The sequence below is a fragment of the Solwaraspora sp. WMMA2056 genome, assembly GCF_030345095.1.
In the GTDB taxonomy this organism is placed as follows: Bacteria; Actinomycetota; Actinomycetes; order Mycobacteriales; family Micromonosporaceae; genus Micromonospora_E.
The window spans coordinates 4378593-4402989 of record NZ_CP128360.1 but is presented as its reverse complement, the minus strand read 5'-3'; the positions used below and the strand labels follow the sequence as shown (position 1 = coordinate 4402989).

The window sequence follows — 24397 nt, the reverse complement described above, 5'->3', positions numbered from 1 at the left end:
CTGGCACCGCGCCGGGGAGTGGGACAAGGCATGCGAGACTCCCCGGCGCCCGCCGACGACATCGTCGGCGCGCTGTACGCCGGCTGCTACCGGCGGCTCGTCGTCCAGCTGTACGCGGTCACCGGTGACCTCGGCGAGGCGCAGGAGGTCGTGCAGGAGGCGTTCGTGCGGGCGCTGATGTTCCCGCAGCGGTTCACCACACTCGACAACCCGGAGGCGTGGCTGCGCCGGGTGGCGGTGAACCTCGCCCGCAGCCGGCACCGGCGGCGCCGCATCCTGGCCCGGCTGCTGCCCCGGCTCGCGGCACCGGTCGAGGCCGAACGGCTCATCGCCGACACCTCCACCGCGCACGTCGCCCTGATGCGGGCGCTGCGAGAGCTGCCGGACGGGCAGCGGCACGCGATCGCCCTGCACTACCTGGCCGACCTGCCGGTCGCCGAGGTGGCCGAAGCACTCGGGGTGACCGAGGGCACCGTGAAGTCCCGGTTGTCGCGGGGCCGGGTCGCCCTGGCGGCGCTGCTCGACGGGCCCCCAGCAGCGCCGCCGCCCCTGACACCGCGTCGTCCGGATCGGAGTAGCCATGCCTGAGACCTCGGTGACCGGCTTCGACGCCGACCGGATCGGCCGACGGGTCACCGCGCCACCGCTGCGGCGGCTGCGGACGCGGGCACGCCGTCGGCTGACGGCCCTGGTGGGGGTCGCGATCGGACTGCTCGTGGTGGCGGTCGTCGCCCCCGGGCTGGCCGCCACCGTCGGGCGGGACCTGGGCGCGGACGACCCGCCAACGGCCGGCCTGCGGCTGGTCGTCTTCGACGACCGCACCGTTGTCGGCTACGAGAGCAGTGAGCAGGACTGCCAGGTCCGGTTCACCCGCAGTGTGGACGGCGGAGCCAGCTGGCTGCCGCTGGTCGGACCGGACCCCGGGACGTCGTGTCTGCACGACACCGCCGGCCAACGGGTGTCGCGGGTCATCGCGTTCGCGCTCACCCCGGACGTCTACCTGGTCGGTGTCGGCGCCACCGACCATGTCTCGACCGACGCCGGCCGGACCTGGTCGGACGTGACGGGCACGGCGCTGACGGTCGCGGACTTCCCCCCGTGGGCGGTGCCGGTCAACTGTCTGACGCCCTGCCCGGACCTACGGCCGCCGGTGGCCGTCGACCCGCTGCACGGTCGGCTGTACCGGCTGGCCGACCCGCCGACCGACACGGGGCTGGTCTACGTCACCGCCGACGGGGCGATCTGGACGGCCGGGTACACCGTCGGTGGCACAGGCACTGCGGTGGCGGTCAGCACCGACCGGGGTGCCAGCTGGCGGGTGAGTGCCGGGCCGGCCGGGTCCACGGTCAGCGGGCTGGCGGCCCGGGACGCCGCGACGGCGTTCGCGCTGTTCGACAGCCGTGTCGGCAGCCGGCCGACGCTGTGGCGCACTGACGACGGCGGCCAACGGTGGCAGGAGGTGCCGACGACGTTGCCTGCCGTAACGACCCGGGTGGCGACCATCGGCGCCGACGGGCGGCTGCTGGTCGCCGGCACCGGCCAGGACCGGTGTCCGACGTGGATCAGCGACGACGACGGGGCGACCTTCACGGCCGGCACCGCCGGGCCGTACGGCGACCTCGACGCGCTGCCGGGACGGCTGTGGAGCTCCGGGCACCACCCGTGGTCGGTCAGCCAGGTCACCGTGGACGGCATCAGCTGGCAATCCGTACCAGGGCCGGCAGAATGACCCATCGATCGGCCCTGACCTGGGCATCTTCATGATCACGTGATGGTCGCGACACGTCGCCGACACGATCCGACCGCAGATTGTGGGCCATCGCTTCACAGCCAGGAGGTTCCATGGCCCCGACCCCTCCGACCGACGATCAGCTGAACACTCTGATCATCGCCCGGCTCGCCTCACTCGGCATCGACCTCGACCAACTGCCCGCCGGCACCACCGCCGACCCGGTCACCGGCTCCCCCGGTCGTGACTCCGTACTCGCCTCGCTGCGGTCGTTCATGCGCAGCACCGTCCCGACGCTCGCCGCGTACCAGCTGCCCACCCCGGACGCCACCGACCCGGCGACGGCGATGGCGCTGTCCCAGCAGCCGGCACCGATGCTCTACCCGTCCATCAGCACCGAATGGCGCAAGCCCCGATGACAGAGGACGCCATGACAGACGTACAGCAGCCGCTGGACCGGTTGCTCGACCGCCGGGCGTTCCTGGCCCGTACGGCAGCACTGGCCGCCGCCACCACCGTCGGCACCGTGGCGTTTCCCGGCCTGGCAGGCATCGCCTCGGCCGCACCGAGCCCGGTCAGCGGCCCGGCGGTCAAGTTCAACCCCGAGCTGGACAAGGGTGCCGCGTACAACAAGCCGCGCGAGTCGGTCATGTCCGACCCGACCGAGTGGACGTTGTCCGAGGCCGCCTGGATGATCCGGCACAACAAGATCGTCCCGGTGGAGCTGGTGCAGGCGTACCTGGACCGGATCGCCGCGTACGAGTCGACGTACCTGGCGTTCAATCTGGTCAACGCCGACGCGGCGCTCAAGGCTGCCCGGCAGTGGGCCAACCGCCCGTACCGGGGCCCGCTGCACGGCATCCCGCTGGCCATCAAGGACAACTACTTCACCGAAGGTGTGCTGACGACCGCCAGCTCCTACCTGTTCCAGGACTTCGTGCCGCCGTACGACGCCACGTCGGTGGCGAAGCTCGTCGTGCAGGGCGGCATCGTGCTCGGCAAGACCCAGATGGGGCCGCTGGCCACCAGCCGGGCCACGCTGCCGAACGGCCAGATCACCACGGTCAACGCTTGGACGCCGACGAACCCGTCGACCAACCCGGGCGGCTCCTCGACCGGCACCGCGACCGCCGTCGCCGGCCGGATGGCCACCTCCGGCATCGGCACCCAGACCGGCGGTTCGATCACCGCGCCGTCCAACGCACAGAACCTCACCGGCATCAAACCCACGATGGGCCGGGTGTCGCTGGCCGGGATCATTCCGCTGACCTACAGCCGTGACCATCCCGGACCGCTGGCCCGCGACGCCAAGGACGCCGCCATCATGCTGATGGCGATGGCCGGACCCGATCCGGCCGACCCGCGCAGCCAGGGCCTGCCACCGGTGCCGAACCTGATCAACGCGGCCACCCCGCGCTACGACGGCGGCAACCTGCGGATGCGGTGGAAGACGCGGATCGGCGTACTGCCCGGCTACGCGGACGGCACGTCCGAGACCGCGCTCGCCCGCCGGGCGTTCCTCGCCGCCATGGCGGAGATCCCCGAGTGCGAGTTGGTCGAGGTGCCGTTCCCTGACGAGTGGGACCTGCTCACCGGCGGCGCGTTCAACAACGTCCGACTGCCCGAGCGTAGTGAGCCGTTCATGCCCTACCTACGCGACGATCTGCGCGGATTCGGCGTGTCGGTGACCAGTTGGCTGCAGGGCTGCCTGCTCGACGCCAACGGCTACGTCACCGGTCAGCGGGCCAAGCTGCTGCTGCTGGAGCGGATCCTGGACCAGATCTTCGGCACCTGCGACGTGGTGGTGCAGACCAGTCCGGTGCCGTTCGACATCGTCGGACTGCCGGAGATCGCGTTCCCGATCGGGTTCACCGGCGGCGGGGTGCCGATCGGCACCATCCTCGGTGGACTGCCCTACGCCGAGGACCGGCTGCTGTCGGTCGCCGCCGCGTACCAGGCGGTCACCGACTGGCACTGGCGGCGGCCGCCGGAGCCTCCGGCGAGCGCACCCGCCACGGCCGCCCGTTCGGCGGCGGCCACCGCCGCCCGGGGCCGGCTCACCGCCGAGGAGGTCGCCGACCTCACCCAGTGACCGACCAGTCAGGTCCGACCCGTGCCGGCCGTCCACCCGCAGGTGGACGGCCGCCGGCGTTGATCAGCCATGCCGCAGCGCCCGACCGGCCGCGCGGTAGCGGCGTCAGCAGTCGCAGCTGGTGGCGACCGCCGTCAGTTCGTCGACCCGGGCACGACGTGGCCCCGCGTCGCCGACCACCTCGAACCCCTCCCGGACCCAGTACTCGTATCCGCCGATCATCTCCTTGACCTGGTAGCCGAGCGTGGCGAACCGGTGGGCGGCCCGGGTGGCGCCGTTGCAACCCGGCCCCCAACAGTAGGTGACGACGACGGCACCGACGGGCACCACGTCGGCGGCCCGGGTGGCGATCTCCTGGTGCGGCAGGTGCAGCGCACCCGGCAGCCGGCCGTGCCGCCACGCGTCGATGCCCCGGGCATCGACGACGACCAGGTCGGACACGCCTGCGGCCAGGTCGGCGTGCACGTCGCTGACGTCGGTCTGGTAGGCCAGTTGGGCGGCGAAATGGGTGGCTGCGGCGGCCGGCGACGCCGGTGCCACGGCGAGAACCTTCGACATGGTCGGATCGTCACCGACCGGCATCCGTCGGGGACAGTGGCGGTGGTGCCAATCCTGCGGGACATCCCGCCAGCCGTGCCCGACCGGCCGTGCCCGGCCAGCAGCCGACGGGTGGCGGGTGGCGGCGCTTCCCGACGACTCCGGCATCAACTAAGGTTAGCCAAACCTGACCTAGCTGATCATCAGTGCCGGGGCGCGACCGTCGGGCGGCGCCAGCGGGGCTTCCGGAAGGAGAAACCCATGAGCTTCAAGGATGCCAAGAAGCACACCACGCTGTGTGTCGTCGACGTCGTCGGCACCAAACGGATCAGCCCGAACATCATCCGGGTGACCGTCGGCGGCGAACAACTGCAGCGACTACCGGACCACGGCTTCGACCACTGGTTCCGGCTGTTCCTGCCGCAGGAGAGCGGGGAGACCAACTTCGACGTACCGCACCGGGCCGACACGATCGGCTACCTGAAGTACCTGAGGATGCCGGCAGCGACCCGGCCACACCTGCGCAACTACACCGTACGGGCGTTCCGCCCCGCCGACCGCGAACTCGACATCGACTTCGTCGTGCACGGCGACGAGGGGGTGGCCACCCGCTGGGTGCAGCGGACCGCACCCGGCGACACCGTCGCCCTGCTCGACCAGGGCCGCGGCTACGACTACCCGGCGGACACCACGTACCACCTGCTGGCCGGCGACGAGACGGCGCTGCCGGCGATCGCCGGCATCCTGCGCGACCTGCCGCGCGACGCCGTGGGCCTGGCCGTGATCGAGATCCCCGACCCGGCCGACGCCCAACCGGTCGACGCCCCCACCGGCTTCGAGGTGCGCTGGCTGCACCGGGAACCCGGCACCCGCCCCGGCTCCGTCGCGCTCGCCGCCGTCACGGCCTGGACCACCGACACCCCGGCGACCGTCTCCGCCTACCTGGCCGGGGAGCAGGCTCTGCCGACCACCGGGCGGCGTCACCTCGTCGACATCGGAGTTCCGAAGCGACGGATCACCTTCACCGGCTACTGGCGGATCGGCACCGCCCACTGACCTCGGCGCCCGCCCGGGGGCCGACCGCGGCCCACCGGCCGGCCCGGCCAGCACCGCCCACAGCGGACTCCCGTCGGTAACGAAGCGGCTGTACATTACCCCAGGCGCCACTACCCGTAGTGGCGTCGATCCCGTGTGATACATGCACATTCTACGAAGGGGATGATGTGGTGAGCAGACGCTTCACCGCTGGCGCCGTCGCGACCGTGACGGCGCTGGCCCTGCTGGGCGCCGTACCGGCCGGACCGGCCGTGGCCGCACCGGACACGTCGCACGACACCGCCGCATACACAGTGGTCGCCGAGGCCGGCGCCAGCACCGCCGCCGCCGTCGCCGCCATCGAGGCTGCCGGTGGCACCGTCGTGGCCAGCACCGCCAGCGTCGGCATGTACGAGGTCGTCACCGAGGAGGCCGACTTCGCCGCCCGGGTCGCGGCCGCCCCGGCGCTGCTCGGCGCCGCCGAGAAGCGCGCCATCGGGTACGCCCCCCGGGCCCGCTTCGACGCCGTCGAGCAGGAGCACCGCGTCGTCGGCGGCCGGTCGGCCGGAGCCGCCGGCAAGCGCGGCACCCGGATGGATCCGCTCGACGAGAAGCTGTGGGGCCTGGCCATGATGCGGGCAGACAAGTCCCGCAAGGTCGAGCCGGGCAAGCGGGGCGTCACCGTCGGCATCCTGGACACCGGCATCGACGGCCAGCACCCGGACCTGCGGCCGAACTTCAGCTACTCCCTGTCGCGCAACTTCGCCCCGGACATCCCGGAGATCGACGGCCCGTGTGAGGTCGAGAGCTGCCTCGACCCGGTCGACCGCGACGACAGCGGCCACGGCACCCACGTAGCCGGCACCATCGGCGCGGCCGCGAACGGCTTCGGCCTGTCCGGCGTCGCCCCGAACGTCACCCTGGTGGCGCTCAAGGGTGGCCAGGACTCCGGCTACTTCTTCCTCGACTCGGTCGTCAACGCCCTGGTCTACGCCGGTGACGCCGGCATCGACGTGGTCAACATGTCGTTCTACATCGACCCGTGGCTGTACAACTGCCTGAACAACCCGGCCGACTCCGCCGAGGAGCAGGCGTCGCAGCGGGCCACCATCGAGGCGGTCAACCGGGCCCTGCGGTACGCGCACAAGCGTGGCGTCACCCTGGTCGGCTCGCTCGGCAACAACCACGAGGACCTGGGCAGCCCCCGCCCGGACTCGTCGAGCCCGAACTACGGCGGCACCCCCCGGCTGCGCACCATCGACAACTCGACCTGCTGGGATCTGCCGGTCGAAGGCGCACATGTGATCGGGGTGTCGGCGATCGGCCCGTCGAAGGCCAAGTCCGACTACTCCAACTACGGCACCGAGCAGATCTCGGTGGCCGCGCCGGGCGGCTGGTTCCGCGACGGGTACGGCACCCCGACCCACCGGACCTACGACAACACGATCCTGTCGTCGTACCCGCTGCACGTGCTGCAGGAGGAGGGCGCGGTCGACGCCGACGGCAACATCGTGCCCGGTGCCGAGGCGTACGTCGCCAAGGAGTGCACCGCCGCCGGGGTCTGCGCGTACTACACCTACCTGCAGGGCACCTCGATGGCGTCGCCGCACGTCTCCGGGGTGGCCGCGCTGATCGTCAGCAAGTACGGCAAGCGTGACGTGCGGCGCGGCGGGCTGACCCTCGACCCGGACAAGGTGGAGTCGCACCTGTACCGGACGGCGGCCAAGACGGCCTGCCCGGAGCCGCGTCTGGTGTCGTACGCCAACGAGGGCCGCTCCCCCGAGTGGGACGCCTACTGCGACGGCGGGAAGAACTTCAACGGGTTCTACGGTCACGGCATCGTCGACGCCTTCGCGGCGGTGACCAGGCCGCTGCACCACCGCTGAGGTAACAGCACCGTACGGCACCGCCGGCCGGGCCGGACGGGACGACCAGCGTCCCGTCCGGCCCGGCCGGTGACGTCTTGTGTGGAAGTACGTCGACCTCACCGCCGTAACCTCAAGTTTTCATTCGGCTCCATTGCGTGATCGCTCCGGTACGTGCCACGATCATGAGATCGATTCATCTCAACTGATCGAGGAGGTGGCCGAGATGCGCACGCTCCGGCACCTGGCGACCCGGCTCATCGGCCGGCGTCGCGTCAGCGGACGCTACATCTACTGGCCCTACCACTACGGCTGATCCGACGCCCCGCCGACCACGTCCCGCCGGACCCGTGGCGACCAACCGACCACCGGGTCCGCGCGGGCACTGGCTGACCGGCAACATCCGGCCGTACGAGGCCGACCGGATCGGCTTCCTCCGACGCTGCCACACCGAGTACGGCGACGTGTTCTCGTTCGACGAACGCACCGTCTGCGTCATCGACCCGGTCGTCGCCCACGACGTCCTCGCCCGCACCGGCGGCGACTTCGTCACCGAGCTCACGCCCTTCGACGGCCCGCCCGACCTGGAGTTCGCCGCCGCCTCCGGACGGGAGTGGACACCGGCCCGGCGGGCGGCGCGGGCCGGGCTGGTCGCACAGGCGACGACCACCATCGACATCCGTACCGCCCAGATCCTCGACCAGGTGCTGACCGCCACCGGCGGCCACGAGGTCGACGTACTCGACGTGATGCGCGCCTTCGCCGCCCGGTCGATCGCCGACCACTGCCTCGGCGCCGACGCCGGCGACGTACCCCGCACACTCGCCGACGCCATCGCCGCCACCGCACCGTTCGAGACCGCCTCGTACGCGGCGCCGCCCTGGCTGCCGACGGTGCGGCGGCGACGTTTCCGGTACGCCCACCGGCGGTTCACCGAGACGCTCAGCGACGTCGTCGCCCGACGACGGGCAGCCGGTGACCGTCGCCCCGGCAGCTCGGGAGCGGGTGACCCGACGCCCGCCGCCGACCTGCTCGACGTACTGCTCGCCGCCGACCCGACGCTGCCGGACCATCTGGTGGTGTCGACGCTGCGCACCGTCCTGATCGGTGGGTACGGCGTCCCCGCCGCGGCGTTGACGTCCATCGTCCGGGAACTGGCTCTGCGGCCACGGCTCGTCGCCAGGCTGCGCACGGACGCTGGCCAGGCAGGGGGCGGCCGCGCGGACGGCGGCCTGGCCGGGGCGGTGGTGGCCGAGGTGCTGCGCCTGCACCCACCGGCGTGGTTGCTGACCCGCACCGTACGCCGGGACACGACGGTCGGTCGATGGTCTGTGCGTGCCGGTGACGAGGTGCTGCTCAACGCGTACCTGATCCACCGGGACCCACGGTGGTGGCCGCGGCCGGAGGAGTTCGACCCGGACCGGTGGCTGACCGGCGCGGCCGCACCCGGCCTGACCTACCTGCCGTTCGGTGCCGGACCACGGGTGTGCCTGGGCACGATGCTGACCAGGCGTCAACTCGCGCTCGTCACTTCCCGGCTGGCCGGCCGGTTCGCCATCGCATCCCCGAACGCCGCGTCGGCCGGGCCGGCGTTCGCCGGCCGCCTCGCCCCGGCCGGCCTGCGCGCCCGGTTCACGACCTGAGCGGTACCGACAGTCCCGGCCACACGACGGCCGCAACTATTTGACGTCGCATAATAGGTCTGCCTATTATGCGACGCATGATAGCGGCCGGAACAGGCGACCCTCCAGACGGAGCGAACGACCCCCCCGACGGCGACCGACAGACCCAGCTACTGCGCGGCGCGCTCGACATGTGCCTGCTCGCCCTGCTGGCCAAGAAGTCGGCACACGGCTACGAACTCGTCCGCCGGATCGAAGCCGCCGGATTCACCGGCGTCGGCTACGGCACCATCTACCCGCTGATGACCCGGATGCGCCGCCTCGGCCTGGTCGCCAACGAGACCCAGCCCAGCCCCGCCGGCCCGGATCGCAAGGTCTACGCGCTCACCGCCGCCGGCCACGCCCGGCTACGCAGCTGGCGGCAGCAGTGGGCCACCTTCGTCGGCCTCGTCGACGCCACCCTCACCGACGCCGTCGGCGACAACCCGAGGAGCTGACCATGGACACCATCGACGACGCCGTCGCCACCGCCGAGAACGCCTGGCGGGCCTACGGCGTCACCCGCGCCGACCGTGCGGTCCTCGCCGCCGACCTGCGCAGCGAACTGGCGGCCGCAGTCGCCGACGGCATCACCCCGGCACAGCTGCTCGGCGACGACGTACCCGGACTCGCCCGCCGCCTGGCCGACGAAGCCGGCGTCGCCCGCGTCCCGGCCGAGTACGGCCGCGTCGTGCGGACCGCCCTCGCCGGCGCGGTGGCCGGCACCGTCCTCGGCTACCTGGCCATGATGGTGATCTACCCGGTGGTGGTGCACCTGGTGGACCTGCCCCGCAGCTACCGGGTGCCACTGCTGCTGGCGGTCGCCGTCTACTACGGGATCCCGGCCGCGCTGCTGGTCGCCGGCGCGGTCGTCGCCGTGCGCACCCGGCTGCGCGACCTGCCCCGGATACGCGCCACCGCCACCAGGATGCTGCTGCTCATGCCGGCTGCCGGCATCGTCGTCACCCCGCTCACGATCGCCTACGCCTGGGCGACCGGCTTCAGCACCGTACCCACCGTCGTCGCCCTCGAGATCGCACTCGTCGTCGGTGCGATCATCGGTGCCACCATGCTCGCCCGCCGCTGGGCGGTCCGCGACCCGGCACCGGCCCCGCTGGTCACCGCCGGCTGAACTACCCCGCCACGACCACAGCGGCCACCAGGTATGCCGACCATCACACCGGGTCACCGCTGAGCGGGTAGCGTCCCCGGCAAGGTGCCACCATGCCGGACGTACACCCAGGTCAGCCCACACCCAGGAGGAGCCATGCCGGCACGGGACAAAATCGAGACGATCTACGACTCGGTCGTGCGACGCAACCCGGGTGAGGCCGAGTTCCACCAGGCGGTCCGCGAGGTCCTCGACAGCATCGTGCCGGCGCTGGACCGGCACGCCGAGTACGCCGACGCGAAGATCATCGAACGGATCTGCGAGCCCGAACGGCAGATCATCTTCCGGGTGCCGTGGGAGGACGACCACGGCGAGGTGCACATCAACCGGGGCTTCCGGGTCGAGTTCAACAGCGCGCTCGGCCCGTACAAGGGCGGGCTGCGCTTCCACCCGTCGGTGTATCTGGGGATCGTCAAGTTCCTCGGCTTCGAGCAGCTGTTCAAGAACGCGCTGACCGGCATGCCGATCGGCGGCGGCAAGGGCGGATCCGACTTCGACCCCCGGGGCCGCTCCGACCGGGAGGTGATGCGGTTCTGCCAGTCGTTCATGACCGAGCTGTACCGGCACATCGGCGAACACACCGACGTGCCGGCCGGCGACACCGGCGTCGGCGCCCGCGAGATCGGCTACCTGTTCGGGCAGTACAAACGAATCACCAACCGGTACGAGTCCGGCGTCCTGACCGGCAAGGGGCTCGGTTACGGCGGCGCCCAGGTACGCCGCGAAGCCACCGGCTACGGCGTGGTCTTCTTCGCCGAGGAGATGCTGCGCACCACCGGCGACAGCCTCGACGGCAAACAGGTCGTCGTCTCCGGCTCCGGCAACGTCGCCGCGTACGCCATCGAGAAGGTGCACCAGCTCGGCGGGACCGTGGTCGCCTGCTCCGACTCCTCCGGCTACGTCCACGACGACAAGGGCATCGACGTGGAGCTGCTCAAGGAGATCAAGCAGGTCCGCCGGGAGCGGATCAGCGCGTACGCCGACGCCCGCCCGCACGCCGCCTTCGTCGCCGACCGCGGCGTCTGGGAGGTGCCCTGCCAGGTCGCCTTCCCCTGCGCGACGCAGAACGAGATCAGCGCCGCCGACGCGGTCACCCTGGCCGCCGGCGGCACCAGCCTCGTCGTCGAAGGGGCGAACATGCCGACCACCCCGCAGGCGGTACGGGTCTTCGCCGAGGCCGGCGTCCGGTTCGCCCCCGGAAAGGCGGCCAACGCCGGCGGGGTGGCCGCCAGCGCACTGGAGATGCAGCAGAACGCCAGCCGCGACTCGTGGACGTTCGCTCATTCGGAGGACCGGCTCCGCGAGATCATGCGGGACATCCACGACCGCTGCCACGCCACCGCCGAGGAGTACGGCATGCCAGGTGACTACATCGCCGGGGCCAACATCGACGGGTTCCGTCGGGTGGCCGAGGCGATGCTCGCACACGGACTGATCTGACCCGGCCGCCGAAAAGACCCGGTCCGACCGGCCGCCGGGAACGGCAGGTGCGCCCAACCTGCCGTTCCCGGCGCGTCGCCGTCACGTCGTCGGGCCGGGTGGTCGACCGGCCCGACGACGGTGGTCGGTCAGGCGACGGTGCAGGATGCTCCATTGAGGGCGAACGCGGTCGGCCGGGCCGTGTTACCGGTGTGGGTGGCCTGGAAACCGATGTCCACCGATCCGTTGACCGGGATACTGGCGTTGTAGGACATGTTGCGGGCGGTGACCTGCCCGGAGGACGGTGAGTAGGTCGCGTTCCAGCCCGAGGTGATGGTCTGCCCACTCGGCAGGGTGAACACCAGCGACCAGCCGTTGACCGGCGACGTACCGCTGTTGGTGATCCGGTAGTTGGCGGTCAGGCCGGAGTTCCAGGCGTTCAGGGTGGCGGTGACCCGGCAGGCGCCGGACGGCGGCGGGGTCGTCGGAGGTGCGGTCGTCGGGGGTGCGGTCGTCGGCGGTGCCGTGGTGGGCGGGGCCGTGGTCGGGGGTGCGGTCGTGGGTGGTGCGGTGGTGGGCGGCGCCGTCGTCGGCGGGGCGGTCGTCGGCGACGGGTTGGTCAGGCCGAGGAAGGTGATCGCGGCGGCGGCCATCCCGGAGCTGGGCAGGCTGTGCCCGGCACCCTGGATGCTGTACGCCTCCACCTGGACGGTGCCGCTGCTGTCGGCGAAGCGGCGGCGGTTCCAGTTCGGCTGCGGGGTGTCCGACGACGTCGGGGTCTGGCTGAGCCCGAACACGTTGGTCCACTGCTCGACCGCCTCCTGCAGCAACGAGTACGGCACCAGGGTGTCGGCGGTGCCGTGCCACAGCTGCACCCGGGGCCGGGGGCCGGTGTAGCCCGGGTACGCCTGCTGGCGGACCGCGTCACCCCACTGCTGCGGGGTCCGGTTCATGTTGCCGCCGGTGCACTGGCTGCTCCACGGCGGATAGTCCGCCGCGTTGGCGAAACAGTTGTACGGCACGCCCATGAACGCCGCCCCGGCCTTGAACACGTCCGGGTAGACGGCGAGCATGTGGTTGGTCATCATGCCGCCGGACGAGCTGCCGGTGGCGTACACCCGGTTGGGGTCGCCCCGGTACTGCTGCTGCACGTAGTTGATCATCGACATGATCGACACCGGGTCGCTACCACCGCCACGCCGCTTGGCGGCGTCGGACCAGACGTCGAAGCAGTTGCCGAAGCCGGCCTGCTGCATCGCGCTCGGGTAGATCACGATGTAGCCGTACCGGTCGGCCAGCGAGGCGAACTCGCTGCCGGAGTAGAAGCCGGGACCGTTACCGCCGCAGCCGTGCATCGCCACGACGATCGCCGGGTTGGCCGGGCGGTTGTCCGGCACGTAGACGTGCATCCGCATGCCGCCCGGGTTGTTGCCGAAGTTCGTCACCTCGACCAGCGTGGCGGCGTGCGCCGGCGTCATCGCCGGCACGACCAGGCCGACGGCCACCACCGACGTGGCCAGGCCGAGCAGCAGTCTTCGAACGATTCTCATACACCCTCCTCGATAGGTACGGCGCGCCCTGCCCGACCCTGCACGGCAACATGTGGCACTTAGTGTTCTCCTCGGGCGCACAAGTGTCAATCGATGCGACTCGATGATAAGGGCCGTCTACAGTCGCGGTACGCCACCGCCGAGACGAGCCCCGGAGCGACCGTGAAGCGACCGTTCACCATCGAGGAGATCTACCCCGACGACCAGGACGACTCCGTACGGCTGCCCCGCCGCCAGGCCGGCAACTCCCCCCAGGGCCTCGCCGTCACCCTGCTCGCCGACTACACCCTGCGCACCCGGGCCGCACTGCCGTCCGCCGCGATCGTCGCCCTGCTCACCGAGAGCGGCGTCACCCCCACCGGCGCCCGGACCGCGATCAGCCGCCTCGCCCGACGCGGCATCCTCGACGGCAGCCGCCACGGCCGGCACAGCTCCTACCAGCTCAGCGAACGCGCCGCCACCAACCTGTCCGTCGGCGGCGCCTGGATCATCGCCACCACCACCAGCCCACCGGCGTGGGACGGACACTGGACACTTGTCGCCTTCTCCCTGCCGCAGGATCAGAGCACCCAGCGCCGCGCGCTGCGCGGCCAACTCCGCTGGCTCGGCTACGCCCCGCTGTACGACGGACTGTGGATCTCCCCGCACCCGCCGACCCACCTGGTCAGCGCCCACCTGGCCCAGCTCGACCCCGGCACCGTCACCGTCATCCGCGGCCAGGCCGTCGGCCTCGACGCCGTCACCGGCCGCAATCCCATCGACGCCTGGGACATCGCCGAAATCCACCAGCAGTACGAGGCCTTCCTGCACCGCTGGCGGCCGCTGCTGCCCCGGATCAGCGCCGGCCGACTCGACGGCCCACACGCCGTACAGGCCCGCACCGAAGTGATGGACACCTACCGCCGCTTCCCCACCCTCGACCCACAGCTGCCGATCCAGCTGCTACCGGCGGGCTGGCTACGCGACACCGCCCGGGAGGTCTTCACCGCCGTCTACGACGGCCTCGCCGACGTCGCCGAACACCACGTCCGCACCGTCGTCGCCGCCCACACCGGCGGGGCCGACCCCGACGTACGCGCACACACCACCGTCGACCTGCTCGCCGGAATCGGCCGGCCACCGACCAGCAGCCGACTCACACACTTCGCGTAACTCTGCTACAACAGACTGACGACTAACGGGGGGCCGACCCGACCCAGCCCGGCTGGCGGCCGGACTACACCGCCGACGACAGCCTCGGCGACGGCTCCAGTCTCCTCTCGAACAACCGACTCAAGCTGCTCGCCTGACTTCCAACCGGCCTGCAGCCTTGCAACGGAAAGCAAGCCTGCCGTGTTGGAAGCGCATCCCCGCGTATGCGGGGAGCAGTCGAGCCGCTCGAAACCCTCGTCCCCATTGGTGGGACCATCCCCGCCTACGCGGGGAGCAGAGCCACAGTACCCAGGCGATGAACCAAACATCGGGATCATCCCCGCGTGCGCGGGGAGCAGAGCGGCGGCAGGTCGTCCAGCGCGCGGGCCTCGGGATCATCCCCGCGTGCGCGGTGAGCAGTAGCGGTGGCCGAGGATGCAGCCACATGGGTCGGGACCATCCCCGCGTGCGCGGGGAGCAGTCCGGCCGCCCGCGCCCGCCGACCCGATGCACGGGACCATCCCCGCGTGCGCGGGGAGCAGCTGGCGGATCCAGGCCATCGGTCAGGCGCCCTGGGACCATCCCCGCGTGCGCGGGGAGCAGGTCTGCGCTGCGTCGACCGCCCAGCTGTAGGCGGGACCATCCCCGCGTGCGCGGGGAGCAGGTCTGCGCTGCGTCGACCGCCCAGCTGTAGGCGGGACCATCCCCGCGTGCGCGGGGAGCAGTTGTGCGGGTTTGGTGCTGCGATGTCGGGGAGGGACCATCCCCGCGTGCGCGGGGAGCAGTTTCGTCCCAAACATCATGACGTACCGGCGCTGGGACCATCCCCGCGTGCGCGGGGAGCAGTGACCTCTTCCATGTCAAGGAAGCGGGGCATGTGGACCATCCCCGCGTGCGCGGGGAGCAGGACGAGTACTGGTCGCCGCGTGTGTGGCAGGCGGGACCATCCCCGCGTGCGCGGGGAGCAGTAGACCTTCACGGTGCCGTTCGAATAGGTCCCGGGACCATCCCCGCGTGCGCGGGGAGCAGTAGCCGTCGGGGCAGTACAGGGTGAGTACGGGGGGACCATCCCCGCGTGCGCGGGGAGCAGAAACCCTCCATTTCCACTGAGAGCCAGTGGCCGGGACCATCCCCGCGTGCGCGGGGAGCAGTGCCGCGAACCGAATCTGATGATCGGTCAGCCGGGACCATCCCCGCGTGCGCGGGGAGCAGCAAGCACCGAAAGCTGATGAACCACCTGATGACGGACCATCCCCGCGTGCGCGGGGAGCAGCAGGCCCAGCGACGGCAGTTTGTCAGCGGCGAGCGACCATCCCCGCGTGCGCGGGGAGCAGACCGGGTGCCACCCGACAAGCGTTCACGTCGGGGGACCATCCCCGCGTGCGCGGGGAGCAGCTTCACGATCTTGTCGACGGTGGCCCACGTCAGGGACCATCCCCGCGTGCGCGGGGAGCAGCTGCTTTACGACGAGTTGACCGGTGTCCGCGAGGGACCATCCCCGCGTGCGCGGGGAGCAGGGCACGGCGACCGTGGACCGGGTGGTGACACAGGGACCATCCCCGCGTGCGCGGGGAGCAGCTCACCGACCCCGCCAGCTGGCAGCGCGTGACGGGACCATCCCCGCGTGCGCGGGGAGCAGTAGCCGTCGGGGCAGTACAGGGTGAGTACGGGGGGACCATCCCCGCGTGCGCGGGGAGCAGATCGCGTTCGCGGAGCAGGTGTTGCCGGCAGAGGGACCATCCCCGCGTGCGCGGGGAGCAGCCCCGGGCCCGGGGAACCGGGCCCGGGGTGCTGGGACCATCCCCGCGTGCGCGGGGAGCAGTTCCTGCTCGTAGGACTTGTGGACGACAACCCGGGACCATCCCCGCGTGCGCGGGGAGCAGGTCCTCACTGTCCTGGCCGCCTCGAACCTGCCGGGACCATCCCCGCGTGCGCGGGGAGCAGCTCTCACGCGCGCGTAGGCGCGCAAGCGCGCCGGGACCATCCCCGCGTGCGCGGGGAGCAGACAACCGCCGCCTCCTGGACCCGACGCACCGTGGGACCATCCCCGCGTGCGCGGGGAGCAGACTTGCTGAGCTGGGCGTTTACAACGTTACCGGCCGGTTTTCGTTCACTTTCATTTGGACGCTACTCCGACAGACGACGAGGAGTTGGGGCGGATGCAGGCAGGGTACCTGCCCGCATCCGCCCCTGCGAGACTCACCGAGTGGGCAGGGCGGTGGTGAAGGTGGTCCAATGGGCAGGGGCGAAGGTCAGGACCGGGCCGGTGGTGTCCTTGCTGTCCCGTACGGCGACGAGGTTCGACAGGTTCGTGGCCACTTCGACACAGTTGCCGACGTTGCCACTACGGCTGCTCTTGCGCCAGGTGGCGCTGGTCAGATCGACCACTGGTAAATGCCTCCAATGCATTCTTGATCATCTCCCTGGACGAGGCTTCGTCAAGGGCACGGCGATCGAGATCGGTCCAGACCGCCTCGTAGGCTCGGACTTCGTCGGACTTGTTCAGATAGAGCGCCCCGGTCAGGGTGTCGACGTAGGCGAGGGGCGGCTCGACTGGGTCGCGGCTGAGCGGGGCACTGGGGAAGGTAAGGATGCTGAACGCTGAGTTCATCCCCGCGTGCGCTCCGACGGAGTACGGCAGGACCCGCACCGAGACCGAGAACCGCTCCGTCAGGTCGAGCAGATGCTGCAACTGCTCGGACATGACTTCCTTCCCGCCGATAGGACGGCGCAGGACCGCTTCGTTGATGATCACTCGTAGATGCGGTGGTCGCGGTGCCGACAGCAAGGCCTGTCGTTCGAGGCGAACACGAACCCGTCGTTCGACCTCCTCGTCGCTGATGACCCCTTCGGGCATGCGCGTTACAGCTTCAGCGTATGCCCGGACTTGCAGCAGCCCCGGGATGGCCTCTTGCTCGTACTGGCGGATGGTGTCGGCGCTGTCTTCGAGGGAGACGTAGAGGCCGAACCAGGCGGGTAGGGCGGACTCGGTGTAGTCGTGCCACCAGGCGCGTTTCGGGGCGTCGCGGGTCTCCTTGGTGAGGACGAGCAGTCGGTCGCGGGTCTCCGGAGCGACCCGGTAGAGGGTGCACATCGCGTGGACGTCGACGTCGCGGAAGCGGATCCGCTCGTCGCCGGCCTCGATGCGCCAGATCGTGGAGGAGCCGCGTTGCAGCGCCCTGGCGGCGGCGTCCTGACTGATGCCGGCGGACTCCCGTAAGACGGTGAACCAGCGGCCGATGTGTCGGCGGAGCAGGGTGGTGCCGATCGAGCCGGACAAGAGCTCGCCCCCTTCATCCTCTGTGGTGAGTCTAGTCATCACGTGGCGGACATTCAACTGACGAGCGCCTTCATAATCGTGAAGGCGCCCGGCACCGAATTGATTGCCTTCCAACAGACCACGCCCATGGCGATGACGGCGCAACACGCCTTGTCAATTGCATGTGGTCCACGTTAGATAACTCGTACCGGTGCTGTCCATAGTCACCCGCCGCAGTTGGGAGCCCCCCGTTACCAGCTGCGGCGGGCCCGGCACCGCGCGCTCCTGCCGCACGATTAATTGATCTTCGCTCGGGAGGAAATCGAATGTTGTCCGCTCTCGCGTTCATTCTGTCCGGTGTTCTGCTCGGCATTCCGCCGGGCCTGCTGCTGTGTCGGCTGCGGCGGCGCTGGTGCCCGGTGTGCGGGCACACGTTGCGCTGCCCGCAATGCGGTTCCGGTCAGTTCGTCACCCTCGACGTCGGCCGATGACCGTCGACCACGTCGGCGGCCGGGGCCGGGTGGCCGAGGTCGACCACGTGGCCGTACGGCCGTCGTGGCGGTGCCGGGTGTGCGGGCAGCCGTGGCCGTGCGATCCGGCGAAGGCGCAACTGATCGCCGCGTACGACCGGATCGGTCTGTGCATGTACGTGGCGGAGCGGTCAGTCGAGGCCGCGCACGATCTGCCGGGGCTGAGCCCGGCGGTGGCGTACGTCCGTTTCCTGGCCTGGGCGCGGACGGCGCGCACGCGCAGCGCCACCACCATGACCACCAAGTGTGAAGGAGAGTGACCGTGCAGTGCGAAACGGCCGTACGGCCGGCGGTGGCCGGCGACGTCGGCGAGTTGTCGGCGTTGCTGGCGGAGGCGTTCGTGTCGAACCCGGTGGCGTCGTGGCTGATCGGGGACGTGGCGGCCCGGTACACGACGTTCCTGCGGGTGTTCGAGGTGGAGCTGACGCAGGCGTTGTCGCACGGGATCGTCCGGGTGGCCGGTGACGGTGCCGGGGTGGCCGTCTGGCAGCCGTACCCGATGGTGTTGGAGACGGTGACCGCCCACGACCGGGCGCTGCTCGGCGCGGTCGGCATCTATCGGCGGCGGTTCGCGCACCTGCGGGCGACGCGCGACGAGCATCGCAGCGCGGCGCTGCGGCTACCGACGGGCCCGGACCGACCGGAGCGTCCGGACCAGCGCGCCGAGGCGGCCGTGGCGGCGGCGGCGCGGGCGAGAGCGGCGAGGTGGTCGGGCACGAGCTGGTGTGGTGGGCGGCTGCGCCGTGGTTGCGGCGGCGGCGGATCGGCGCCGCGCTGCTCGCCGACCATCAGCGTCGGTTGGACGCCGCCGGGCTCGTCGGGCACACGGTCACCGACGAGCCGTACGTGCGGGACCTGCTGGCCCGTCACGGCTGGCGGACGCCCGGTCCCCGGCACCTGTCTCCCGCCGGGCCGCCGCTGTGGTCGATGCGCCGTCAGCCCGGTGCGGTCAGACGGGGGTACGGGCGATGAAGGTCGCCGTTGCCGCCGACGAGCCGTCGCCGATCGGTGAGATCCGCATCTGCTTGTGGGTGTCGTGGCGCAGGAAACGGTCCGGGTAGTTGTGCGACCGCAGTGAGGTGTGCTTGCCGCCGATGCCGGGGACCACGCAGAAGGTGGTGTCGGCGCGGAAGATGGCGCTGCCGTCGTTGCGGTGCAGGAAGATCCGGAACTCGTAGTGGCGCAGGTAGTGGCCGGGTGCGTTGACCGATTCGAAGGACAGGCAGTTGCGGTTGGCCAGCCCGGCGCGGACCACGAACGTGGCGTCGGCCTTGACGTCGGACCTGCTGGCGGTGCTCACCGGTTCGACGACGACGATGCCGTCGCGGTGGCGGATCCGGTGGCCGGGCAGGCCGGCGACTTCGAGGTTGACCCGGGTGTCGATGAGCAGCGGCACCTCGGCGGGGGCGGCCGGCGTGGTCGGTGGCGCGGGAGCGGGCGGGGTGGTCGCGGTGCCGCCGGCCGGGGCGGTGGTGCCGGTGCCGGGTGCCGCGCCGCCGGTGGCCTCGCCGGGGGTCGGGGTGGCCCCGGCGGCGGGGTCACCGACGGGTCCGTCCGCGCCGGGCAGGTCGGTGTCGGAGTCCGGGTCGGCGGTTGCCGGGTCGTCGGTGCCGGTCGACGTACCGGTGGAGGGGATCACGGCGGGGGCGTTGGCGGCGAACTCGCCCCGGATCGGTGCCTGTTCGGCGCTGTCCTGGGCGACGGCGATTCCGATCAGGACGGTGATGGTGACGAGGGCTGCGCCGCCGAGGACGAGCCGGCGTTGCGCGTTCGGCTGCTGGTCTGCGTGTCCGGCCTGGTAGGTGGCGCCGCGGCCGACGTCGCCGGTGTCGCCGAGGCCGCCGGTGGGCAGGTCGGCGGGGGCGACGCGGTTGGCGGCGGCGGCTGCGGCCGCTGCCTGCCGGGCGGCGTTGCGGGCGCCGGAGCGGGGCACGATGGCGGTCAGCGGCCGGTTCGGGGTGACCCGGCGTAGAAAGTTGGCGGCGCTGTGCCGGGCGACGGCACCGGGGGTCCTGGGCGCGTCGGGGGCGGGGGCGTCCGGTGGTGGCGGCGAGACCGACCCGGGTGCGCCGTCGTTCGGTAGCCATCCACCGATCCGCAGGCGCGTCTTCTCGTCGTCCTTTTCGGACATGTTGCCCTCCGATTCCGGTGCCGGCCGCCCGGACATGTCAGATAACCGCCGGATACGGTCTCATTTCCGCCCGCGTGACGCCAGCCCCGGCCGGCGAAATGTTGATCTCCATTCGGTTGCGGAGGCCGATTGCCGGCGTCGGATACCGTTGCAGGAGTGGCCGACCAGGGCGGACGCCGGGGGGCGTCGGCAGGTCGGCACCCGTCAGGTGAACGGGTGACCACGATCAGTAGAGTGGGGACGTGTCTCTATGGATCGCAGCGACGTGGGGACTGGTCGGCAGCATAGTGGCCGAGGCGTTGAATCTCTACGGCATGATGCGTCCGACGACCGAGTCGAAAGGTCGCTGGCAGTGGCCGTGGCGCAGCCGACGGGACCGGCCCATCATCGTTTTCGCGGTCACTTTGCGTGCCATCGCCGGCACCGGACTGGCTGCGGCGGCGGCCGCCGGTGGCGTGGCGACCACGGCGTTCGCGACCTTCGTTTTCGGGGTCGTCGCGCCGTTGTTCATCGCGAAGATGTTCGACCAGGTACGGGTCGTCGACCCCACGGCCCCGCCGGACACACTGACCGGTCGGGAGTCCGGCGATGAGCGCGGCTGACGGTTTCCTGTCCCGGCTGGTCGCCGCACTCGCCGCCCGGCCGGCCGCGACGACCACCTCGGTGCCGCTGCCGACCAGCACCCGACTGGCAGCGGCACTGGCCGCCCGGCCGGTGGTCGGCGGTCCCGGCGCGCGGGCCGGCCAAGTCACCGCCGCCGACGTACGGGCGGTCGCCGGCGACAAGCTGACCGGCCAGGTGAAACTGGTCGTGGCGAACTTCCTCGGCACCACCGTCGACCAGCTGCGGCTGGACTCCGACGGTGACATCGGCATCCGCGCCGGTTCGGCGATGATCCTGGTACGCGCCCAGGAGGAGCCGCCGCTGGTGGACGTCTTCTCCCCGCTGCTGACCGGGGTCGCACCGACGGAGACGCTGTACCGCCGGCTGTCCGAGCTGACGACGACGCTGCCGTTCGGGCGGATCTACTGCAGCGGCGACACGGTCTGGGCGTCGATCCCGGTGTTCGGTGTCGAGTTCCAGCCGACGCATCTGCTGGTGGCGATCCGGGCGATGCTGAAACTCGCCGACGACCTCGACGACCAGCTGCGGCAGGAGTTCGGCGGCAGTCGGGCGTTCGGGCCGGAGTCTCCCGGCATCGAAGCCGTCCCGGACCCGACCGGCTACCTGCGGGACCGGGCCGCCGCCGGTGAGTCACCGGCCGGGCGGATTTTGGTGGACCTGCTGGCCGACCGGGGCCACCTCGATCAGCTGCGGGTGCTGGCCGAGACCGGGGACTGGCATGCGGCGTCCCGGCTGGCGACGCTGCTGCACGAGCAGGGCGCCGTGGGTGAGGCGGAACGGTTCTGGCGGCTCGCCGCCGACCAGGGTGAACCGGCCGCCCGGACCGCGTTGGCGACGGTGCTGGCCGACCGGGGCGACGTCGACGAGGCCGTCAGGTTGCTGCAGGCCGGGGTCGCCGTCGACGACTGGCACGGGGTCGGTCTCCTGGTGACGTTGCTGGCCCGGCAGGGCCGCCTCGACGAGGCGGTGGAGCTGCTGCGCGACCGCGCCAGCTGAGCCTGACCGGGGTCAGTTGGTAGGGCGTCGCCGGCTCCGCCGACGCAGCAACCAGCCGGCGAGCACCAGCGCGAGTAGTCCACTGCCGGCGACCCCGGCCAGCATGGACCCACTGCCCCGGTCCTCCGATCCGGCGACCACCGGGTCGGTGCCTGCCGAGTCGGCGGCTGGGCCGGCGGCGACCGGTGCTGGCAGCACCGCGCGGGCGCAGTCGGCCGGGTCAGCGCTGTCGGTGCCGCCGTCGACGACCTCGAAGTAGAACGTGCCACTGATCGCGTGCCCGTCGGCCGACGTCGCCTGGTAAGCGAGTCTGTGCACGCCGGTGGTCAGCGGGTCGACGGTGGCGCACAGGGTCTTCGCGTTGACCACGACCGCCTCCCCCACCGCGACGGCGGTGTCGTCGGGGCCGGTGACGGTGATCCGGCGTTCGCCGGTGCCGGACAACGGACCGAAGGTCAACGCGATGGTCGCCACTCCGGGAGCGACCTCGTCGCCCGGCCCAGGGGCGGCGGAGACCAACTCAGTGTGTGCCCACGCGGGAGCGGCGAGTGCGATCGCCGCCGCTCCCGCGCAGGTCAGGGCCAAGGCGTGGCTCAGAAGTCGGCGCATGCCAGGCGGTTGTCCATTGCTTCCATCGGGTGGATGACCACCGACTTGGCGGCGTCGCCGACCTGCTGCTCGTTGGTGACGGTCGCGGTGCCGGTGCCGTCGATGGCGGCGGTGAAGCCGAGGTGGACCTCGTTGGGCGGCGTCTCCGGGCCGTTCGGGTCGAACTTGAAGTGCGGGCCGCCGTTGTCCGCAGCGCACTCCTGGGCGTGCAGGTGGCCCATGTACTGCGCGCCGGGCTCCAACCCGGTCATGGTGACGGTGACCGTCGTACCGTCGTCGGTCTGCGCCAGCCACGCGGTCCCGGCGGCGTCGTCGGTGCCCGGCGGCCGGGTGTCGAGCAGGGCGAACGTGGCCTGCACCGCGCCGTCGATCTGGTCGGCGGGGGTGGCGGACGGGTCGTTCATCATCCCGTCCATGCCGTCCATGCCATCCATGCCGTCGGAGTCCATGCCGTCGGCCATCGCGGAGGCCGACGCCGACGGTTCCGGGGTCGTGTCGGCGGCGTCGGTGGTGCCGGACGAGTCGTCGCCGCAGCCGGCGAGGACGACAACCGCCGTGAAGCCGACCGCTGCGACAGCGGTCCGCCAGCGGTCCGATCCGTTGATGTTCACGTGTCGTGTTCTCCCTGTTCGGGTGCAAGGGCAGGCCGGCCTCCGGGGACCACCCGGTTGCCGGCACATCTCTGACCGTTCGGGTCTTCCATCTGGTGGGTCGGGCGGCGCGGCACGGAAGTTCCCGTGGGATCGACTTCGTGTCGCGCCTCACGGATCGGCAGCGGGTGGGTCGGGTCGAGCGCAGCGCGGGTCAGCCCGGTGTTCAGGTCGGTACCTCCTACCGGTGGTCCGCAGACGAGTTCTGGTCGCCGACGCCGGGCGTGGTCTCGACCGCAGCGGGGTCGGACAGGTTGACCCGCTGCAGCGGGGCCGACGGGTGCGACGTACCGCTGTCGTGGCCGCCGACCTCGGCGCGGACCCGGGGCCGCGCCTGCGGGTGCTGTTCCTGTACCCAGGCGACGAGCTGTTCGCGGACCAGGCAGCGCAGGTCCCACAGGGCAGAGCTGTTCGCGGCGCTGACCAGGGCCCGGGTCCGGATGGTGCCGCCGGTGGCCTCGGTGACCTGCAGGCCACAGACCCGTCCGTCCCACAGCGGCGCGGCGGCCTCGGATTCGACGATGCGGCGCAGTTCGGCGCGCATCTGATCGACCGGCAGGCTCCAGTCGACGTCGATCTCAGCGGTGCCGAGCACCGAGGCGGCGGTGCGGGTCCAGTTCTGGAACGGCGTGGTGGTGAAGTACGACGACGGCAGGATGAGGCGGCGTTCGTCCCAGATCTTCACCACGACGTAGCCGAGGGTCATCTCCTCGATGCGGCCCCATTCGCCTTCGACGACGACCACGTCGTCGAGGCGCAACGCGTCGCCGAAGGCCAGTTGCAGGCCGGCGAACATGTTGCCGAGGGTGGACTGGGCGGCGAGGGCGGCGACGACGCCGACCAGGCCGGCGGAGGCCAGGACGCTGGCGCCGGCGGCGCGGGCACCGGGGAAGGTGATCAGCATGGCGCCGACGGTGACGATGCCGACGACGGCGAACGCGACGCGGCGGATGACGGTGATCTGGGTGTGGGCGCGGCGGGCGGCGAGGTTGTCGTTGACGTCGATACGGAACCGGCGCAGGGCGGTGTCGGCGGCGAGTCCGAGCAGGGTGGCGACCAGCCAGCCACCGGCGGCGATGCTGGCCAGCATGATGACGTGCAGGACGGGTCCGTGCCAGCCGTTGGTGGTGGCGACGGGAATGCTGAGCCGGGCGGCGAGCAACGCGGCGATGATGGTCGTGGGCCAGTAGGCGCGCCGGGATATGTCGGTGAGCAGTGTCGATCGACGTCCGGCGATCCGCAGAATCCGGTAGACGACGGTGACGGCGATGACCGCCGCTGCCACCGCTGCGGCGATGATCGCGATGCTGAGCAGGGCGTCGGACACGGCCGACATCTCCTTCCGGTCGGCGGCGGGGCAGCGGCCAGCTAATCACATCGATCGACGTGGGCGGGCGGGGGTTCCGTC

The 24397-nt window shown here is 71.4% G+C and carries 24 protein-coding genes and 1 CRISPR repeat array; of the genes, 16 read left to right on the top strand and 8 right to left on the bottom strand.

Annotated features, from left to right (window positions below; translation table 11 throughout):
- Positions 1 to 30 precede the first annotated feature (30 nt).
- From O7608_RS19915 to O7608_RS19900, 4 genes are all read left to right on the top strand, one after another.
- The gene (locus O7608_RS19915) at positions 31 to 588 is read left to right on the top strand and encodes an RNA polymerase sigma factor (protein WP_289206042.1); all 558 of its coding nucleotides are present in this window, start codon (positions 31 to 33) and stop codon (positions 586 to 588) included.
- Complete coding sequence (locus tag O7608_RS19910; RefSeq protein ID WP_289206041.1) at positions 581 to 1729, top strand: hypothetical protein; 1149 nt, start codon at positions 581 to 583, stop codon at positions 1727 to 1729. The genes O7608_RS19915 and O7608_RS19910 overlap by 8 nt, the downstream gene beginning before the upstream one ends.
- Before the next feature lie 113 nt (positions 1730 to 1842).
- The gene (locus tag O7608_RS19905) at positions 1843 to 2148 is read left to right on the top strand and encodes a hypothetical protein (RefSeq protein ID WP_289206040.1); all 306 of its coding nucleotides are present in this window, start codon (positions 1843 to 1845) and stop codon (positions 2146 to 2148) included.
- Positions 2149 to 2159: 11 nt separating this feature from the next.
- Complete coding sequence (locus O7608_RS19900; RefSeq protein ID WP_289206039.1) at positions 2160 to 3821, top strand: amidase; 1662 nt, start codon at positions 2160 to 2162, stop codon at positions 3819 to 3821.
- Between the two features lie 105 nt (positions 3822 to 3926).
- Here the strand turns inward: O7608_RS19900 and O7608_RS19895 are convergent, their stop codons facing one another.
- Positions 3927 to 4379: a rhodanese-like domain-containing protein gene (locus O7608_RS19895; RefSeq protein WP_289206038.1), complete on the bottom strand. Its 453-nt coding sequence runs from the start codon at positions 4377 to 4379 to the stop codon at positions 3927 to 3929.
- A 240-nt stretch (positions 4380 to 4619) separates the two neighbouring features.
- Here O7608_RS19895 and O7608_RS19890 point away from each other — a divergent pair, with 240 nt between their 5' ends.
- From O7608_RS19890 to gdhA, 6 genes are all read left to right on the top strand, one after another.
- Positions 4620 to 5414, top strand: coding sequence for a siderophore-interacting protein (locus tag O7608_RS19890; RefSeq protein ID WP_289206037.1), 795 nt, complete (start codon positions 4620 to 4622; stop codon positions 5412 to 5414).
- Between the two features lie 170 nt (positions 5415 to 5584).
- Positions 5585 to 7279 carry a S8 family serine peptidase gene (locus O7608_RS19885; protein ID WP_289206036.1) on the top strand — a complete coding sequence of 565 codons (1695 nt, stop codon included), beginning with the start codon at positions 5585 to 5587 and terminating at the stop codon, positions 7277 to 7279.
- 329 nt (positions 7280 to 7608) lie between these two features.
- Positions 7609 to 8901 (top strand): cytochrome P450, encoded by a 1293-nt coding sequence (locus O7608_RS19880; RefSeq protein WP_289206035.1) that lies wholly within the window; start codon positions 7609 to 7611, stop codon positions 8899 to 8901.
- Positions 8902 to 8978: 77 nt separating this feature from the next.
- On the top strand, positions 8979 to 9377 hold the full coding sequence (locus O7608_RS19875) for a PadR family transcriptional regulator (protein ID WP_289206034.1): 399 nt from the start codon (positions 8979 to 8981) through the stop codon (positions 9375 to 9377).
- Between the two features lie 2 nt (positions 9378 to 9379).
- Positions 9380 to 10051, top strand: coding sequence for a hypothetical protein (locus tag O7608_RS19870; RefSeq protein ID WP_289206033.1), 672 nt, complete (start codon positions 9380 to 9382; stop codon positions 10049 to 10051).
- 135 nt (positions 10052 to 10186) lie between these two features.
- Positions 10187 to 11530: an NADP-specific glutamate dehydrogenase gene (gene gdhA, locus O7608_RS19865; protein ID WP_289206032.1), complete on the top strand. Its 1344-nt coding sequence runs from the start codon at positions 10187 to 10189 to the stop codon at positions 11528 to 11530.
- 128 nt (positions 11531 to 11658) lie between these two features.
- On the opposite strand, the gene O7608_RS19860 is transcribed toward gdhA, so the two are convergent.
- A complete protein-coding gene (locus O7608_RS19860) occupies positions 11659 to 13059 on the bottom strand; it encodes an extracellular catalytic domain type 1 short-chain-length polyhydroxyalkanoate depolymerase (RefSeq protein WP_289206031.1) in 1401 nt (466 codons plus the stop codon).
- 162 nt (positions 13060 to 13221) lie between these two features.
- Here O7608_RS19860 and O7608_RS19855 point away from each other — a divergent pair, with 162 nt between their 5' ends.
- Complete coding sequence (locus tag O7608_RS19855) at positions 13222 to 14211, top strand: PaaX family transcriptional regulator (RefSeq protein ID WP_289206030.1); 990 nt, start codon at positions 13222 to 13224, stop codon at positions 14209 to 14211.
- Between the two features lie 248 nt (positions 14212 to 14459).
- Positions 14460 to 16256: direct repeats of the CRISPR family, unit length 29 nt; unit sequence GGGACCATCCCCGCGTGCGCGGGGAGCAG.
- 133 nt (positions 16257 to 16389) lie between these two features.
- Here the strand turns inward: O7608_RS19855 and O7608_RS19850 are convergent.
- A complete protein-coding gene (locus tag O7608_RS19850; protein WP_289206029.1) occupies positions 16390 to 16578 on the bottom strand; it encodes a DUF397 domain-containing protein in 189 nt (62 codons plus the stop codon).
- Positions 16535 to 17509 (bottom strand): helix-turn-helix domain-containing protein, encoded by a 975-nt coding sequence (locus tag O7608_RS19845; protein WP_502959222.1) that lies wholly within the window; start codon positions 17507 to 17509, stop codon positions 16535 to 16537. The genes O7608_RS19850 and O7608_RS19845 overlap by 44 nt, the downstream gene beginning before the upstream one ends.
- 266 nt (positions 17510 to 17775) lie before the next feature.
- Here O7608_RS19845 and O7608_RS19840 point away from each other — a divergent pair, with 266 nt between their 5' ends.
- The 3 genes from O7608_RS19840 to O7608_RS19830 are packed head-to-tail and all read left to right on the top strand — an operon-like array spanning position 17776 to position 18991.
- Positions 17776 to 17940, top strand: a complete 165-nt coding sequence (locus O7608_RS19840) for a hypothetical protein (RefSeq protein ID WP_282227119.1) — start codon at positions 17776 to 17778, stop codon at positions 17938 to 17940.
- Positions 17937 to 18239, top strand: a complete 303-nt coding sequence (locus O7608_RS19835; protein ID WP_289206027.1) for a flavin reductase — start codon at positions 17937 to 17939, stop codon at positions 18237 to 18239. The genes O7608_RS19840 and O7608_RS19835 overlap by 4 nt, the downstream gene beginning before the upstream one ends.
- Positions 18240 to 18241: 2 nt before the next feature.
- Complete coding sequence (locus O7608_RS19830) at positions 18242 to 18991, top strand: hypothetical protein (RefSeq protein WP_289206026.1); 750 nt, start codon at positions 18242 to 18244, stop codon at positions 18989 to 18991.
- Here the strand turns inward: O7608_RS19830 and O7608_RS19825 are convergent.
- On the bottom strand, positions 18929 to 20110 hold the full coding sequence (locus tag O7608_RS19825; protein ID WP_289206025.1) for an AbfB domain-containing protein: 1182 nt from the start codon (positions 20108 to 20110) through the stop codon (positions 18929 to 18931). The genes O7608_RS19830 and O7608_RS19825 overlap by 63 nt on opposite strands.
- Positions 20111 to 20352: 242 nt before the next feature.
- Between O7608_RS19825 and O7608_RS19820 the strand changes: the two genes are divergently transcribed.
- Positions 20353 to 20712, top strand: a complete 360-nt coding sequence (locus O7608_RS19820) for a hypothetical protein (RefSeq protein WP_289206024.1) — start codon at positions 20353 to 20355, stop codon at positions 20710 to 20712.
- Positions 20699 to 21730 carry a T3SS (YopN, CesT) and YbjN peptide-binding chaperone 1 gene (locus tag O7608_RS32010; protein WP_353850451.1) on the top strand — a complete coding sequence of 344 codons (1032 nt, stop codon included), beginning with the start codon at positions 20699 to 20701 and terminating at the stop codon, positions 21728 to 21730. The genes O7608_RS19820 and O7608_RS32010 overlap by 14 nt, the downstream gene beginning before the upstream one ends.
- Before the next feature lie 12 nt (positions 21731 to 21742).
- Here the strand turns inward: O7608_RS32010 and O7608_RS19810 are convergent, their stop codons facing one another.
- From O7608_RS19810 to O7608_RS19800, 3 genes are all read right to left on the bottom strand, one after another.
- Entirely contained in the window at positions 21743 to 22339 is a 597-nt protein-coding gene (locus O7608_RS19810; RefSeq protein WP_289206023.1) for a copper resistance CopC family protein, read from the bottom strand.
- On the bottom strand, positions 22324 to 22950 hold the full coding sequence (locus O7608_RS19805; RefSeq protein ID WP_289206022.1) for a CHRD domain-containing protein: 627 nt from the start codon (positions 22948 to 22950) through the stop codon (positions 22324 to 22326). The genes O7608_RS19810 and O7608_RS19805 overlap by 16 nt, the downstream gene beginning before the upstream one ends.
- A gap of 220 nt (positions 22951 to 23170) precedes the next feature.
- Complete coding sequence (locus O7608_RS19800) at positions 23171 to 24316, bottom strand: mechanosensitive ion channel family protein (protein ID WP_289206021.1); 1146 nt, start codon at positions 24314 to 24316, stop codon at positions 23171 to 23173.
- Between the last annotated feature and the right edge of the window lie 81 nt (positions 24317 to 24397).

What these genes read in the sequence shown, in the direction of transcription:
- O7608_RS19905 (WP_289206040.1), top strand. Translation starts at nt 1,843, where the DNA reads ATGGCCCCGACCCCTCCGACCGACGATCAGCTGAACACTCTGATCATC.
- O7608_RS32010 (WP_353850451.1), top strand. Translation starts at nt 20,699, where the DNA reads ATGAGCGCGGCTGACGGTTTCCTGTCCCGGCTGGTCGCCGCACTCGCC.
- O7608_RS19835 (WP_289206027.1), top strand. Translation starts at nt 17,937, where the DNA reads ATGACCGTCGACCACGTCGGCGGCCGGGGCCGGGTGGCCGAGGTCGAC.
- gdhA (WP_289206032.1), top strand. Translation starts at nt 10,187, where the DNA reads ATGCCGGCACGGGACAAAATCGAGACGATCTACGACTCGGTCGTGCGA.
- O7608_RS19875 (WP_289206034.1), top strand. Translation starts at nt 8,979, where the DNA reads ATGATAGCGGCCGGAACAGGCGACCCTCCAGACGGAGCGAACGACCCC.
- O7608_RS19870 (WP_289206033.1), top strand. Translation starts at nt 9,380, where the DNA reads ATGGACACCATCGACGACGCCGTCGCCACCGCCGAGAACGCCTGGCGG.
- O7608_RS19895 (WP_289206038.1), bottom strand. Translation starts at nt 4,379, where the DNA reads ATGTCGAAGGTTCTCGCCGTGGCACCGGCGTCGCCGGCCGCCGCAGCC.
- O7608_RS19910 (WP_289206041.1), top strand. Translation starts at nt 581, where the DNA reads ATGCCTGAGACCTCGGTGACCGGCTTCGACGCCGACCGGATCGGCCGA.
- O7608_RS19810 (WP_289206023.1), bottom strand. Translation starts at nt 22,339, where the DNA reads ATGCGCCGACTTCTGAGCCACGCCTTGGCCCTGACCTGCGCGGGAGCG.
- O7608_RS19900 (WP_289206039.1), top strand. Translation starts at nt 2,160, where the DNA reads ATGACAGACGTACAGCAGCCGCTGGACCGGTTGCTCGACCGCCGGGCG.
- O7608_RS19845 (WP_502959222.1), bottom strand. Translation starts at nt 17,509, where the DNA reads ATGACTAGACTCACCACAGAGGATGAAGGGGGCGAGCTCTTGTCCGGC.
- O7608_RS19825 (WP_289206025.1), bottom strand. Translation starts at nt 20,110, where the DNA reads ATGTCCGAAAAGGACGACGAGAAGACGCGCCTGCGGATCGGTGGATGG.
- O7608_RS19860 (WP_289206031.1), bottom strand. Translation starts at nt 13,059, where the DNA reads ATGAGAATCGTTCGAAGACTGCTGCTCGGCCTGGCCACGTCGGTGGTG.
- O7608_RS19840 (WP_282227119.1), top strand. Translation starts at nt 17,776, where the DNA reads ATGTTGTCCGCTCTCGCGTTCATTCTGTCCGGTGTTCTGCTCGGCATT.
- O7608_RS19890 (WP_289206037.1), top strand. Translation starts at nt 4,620, where the DNA reads ATGAGCTTCAAGGATGCCAAGAAGCACACCACGCTGTGTGTCGTCGAC.
- O7608_RS19915 (WP_289206042.1), top strand. Translation starts at nt 31, where the DNA reads ATGCGAGACTCCCCGGCGCCCGCCGACGACATCGTCGGCGCGCTGTAC.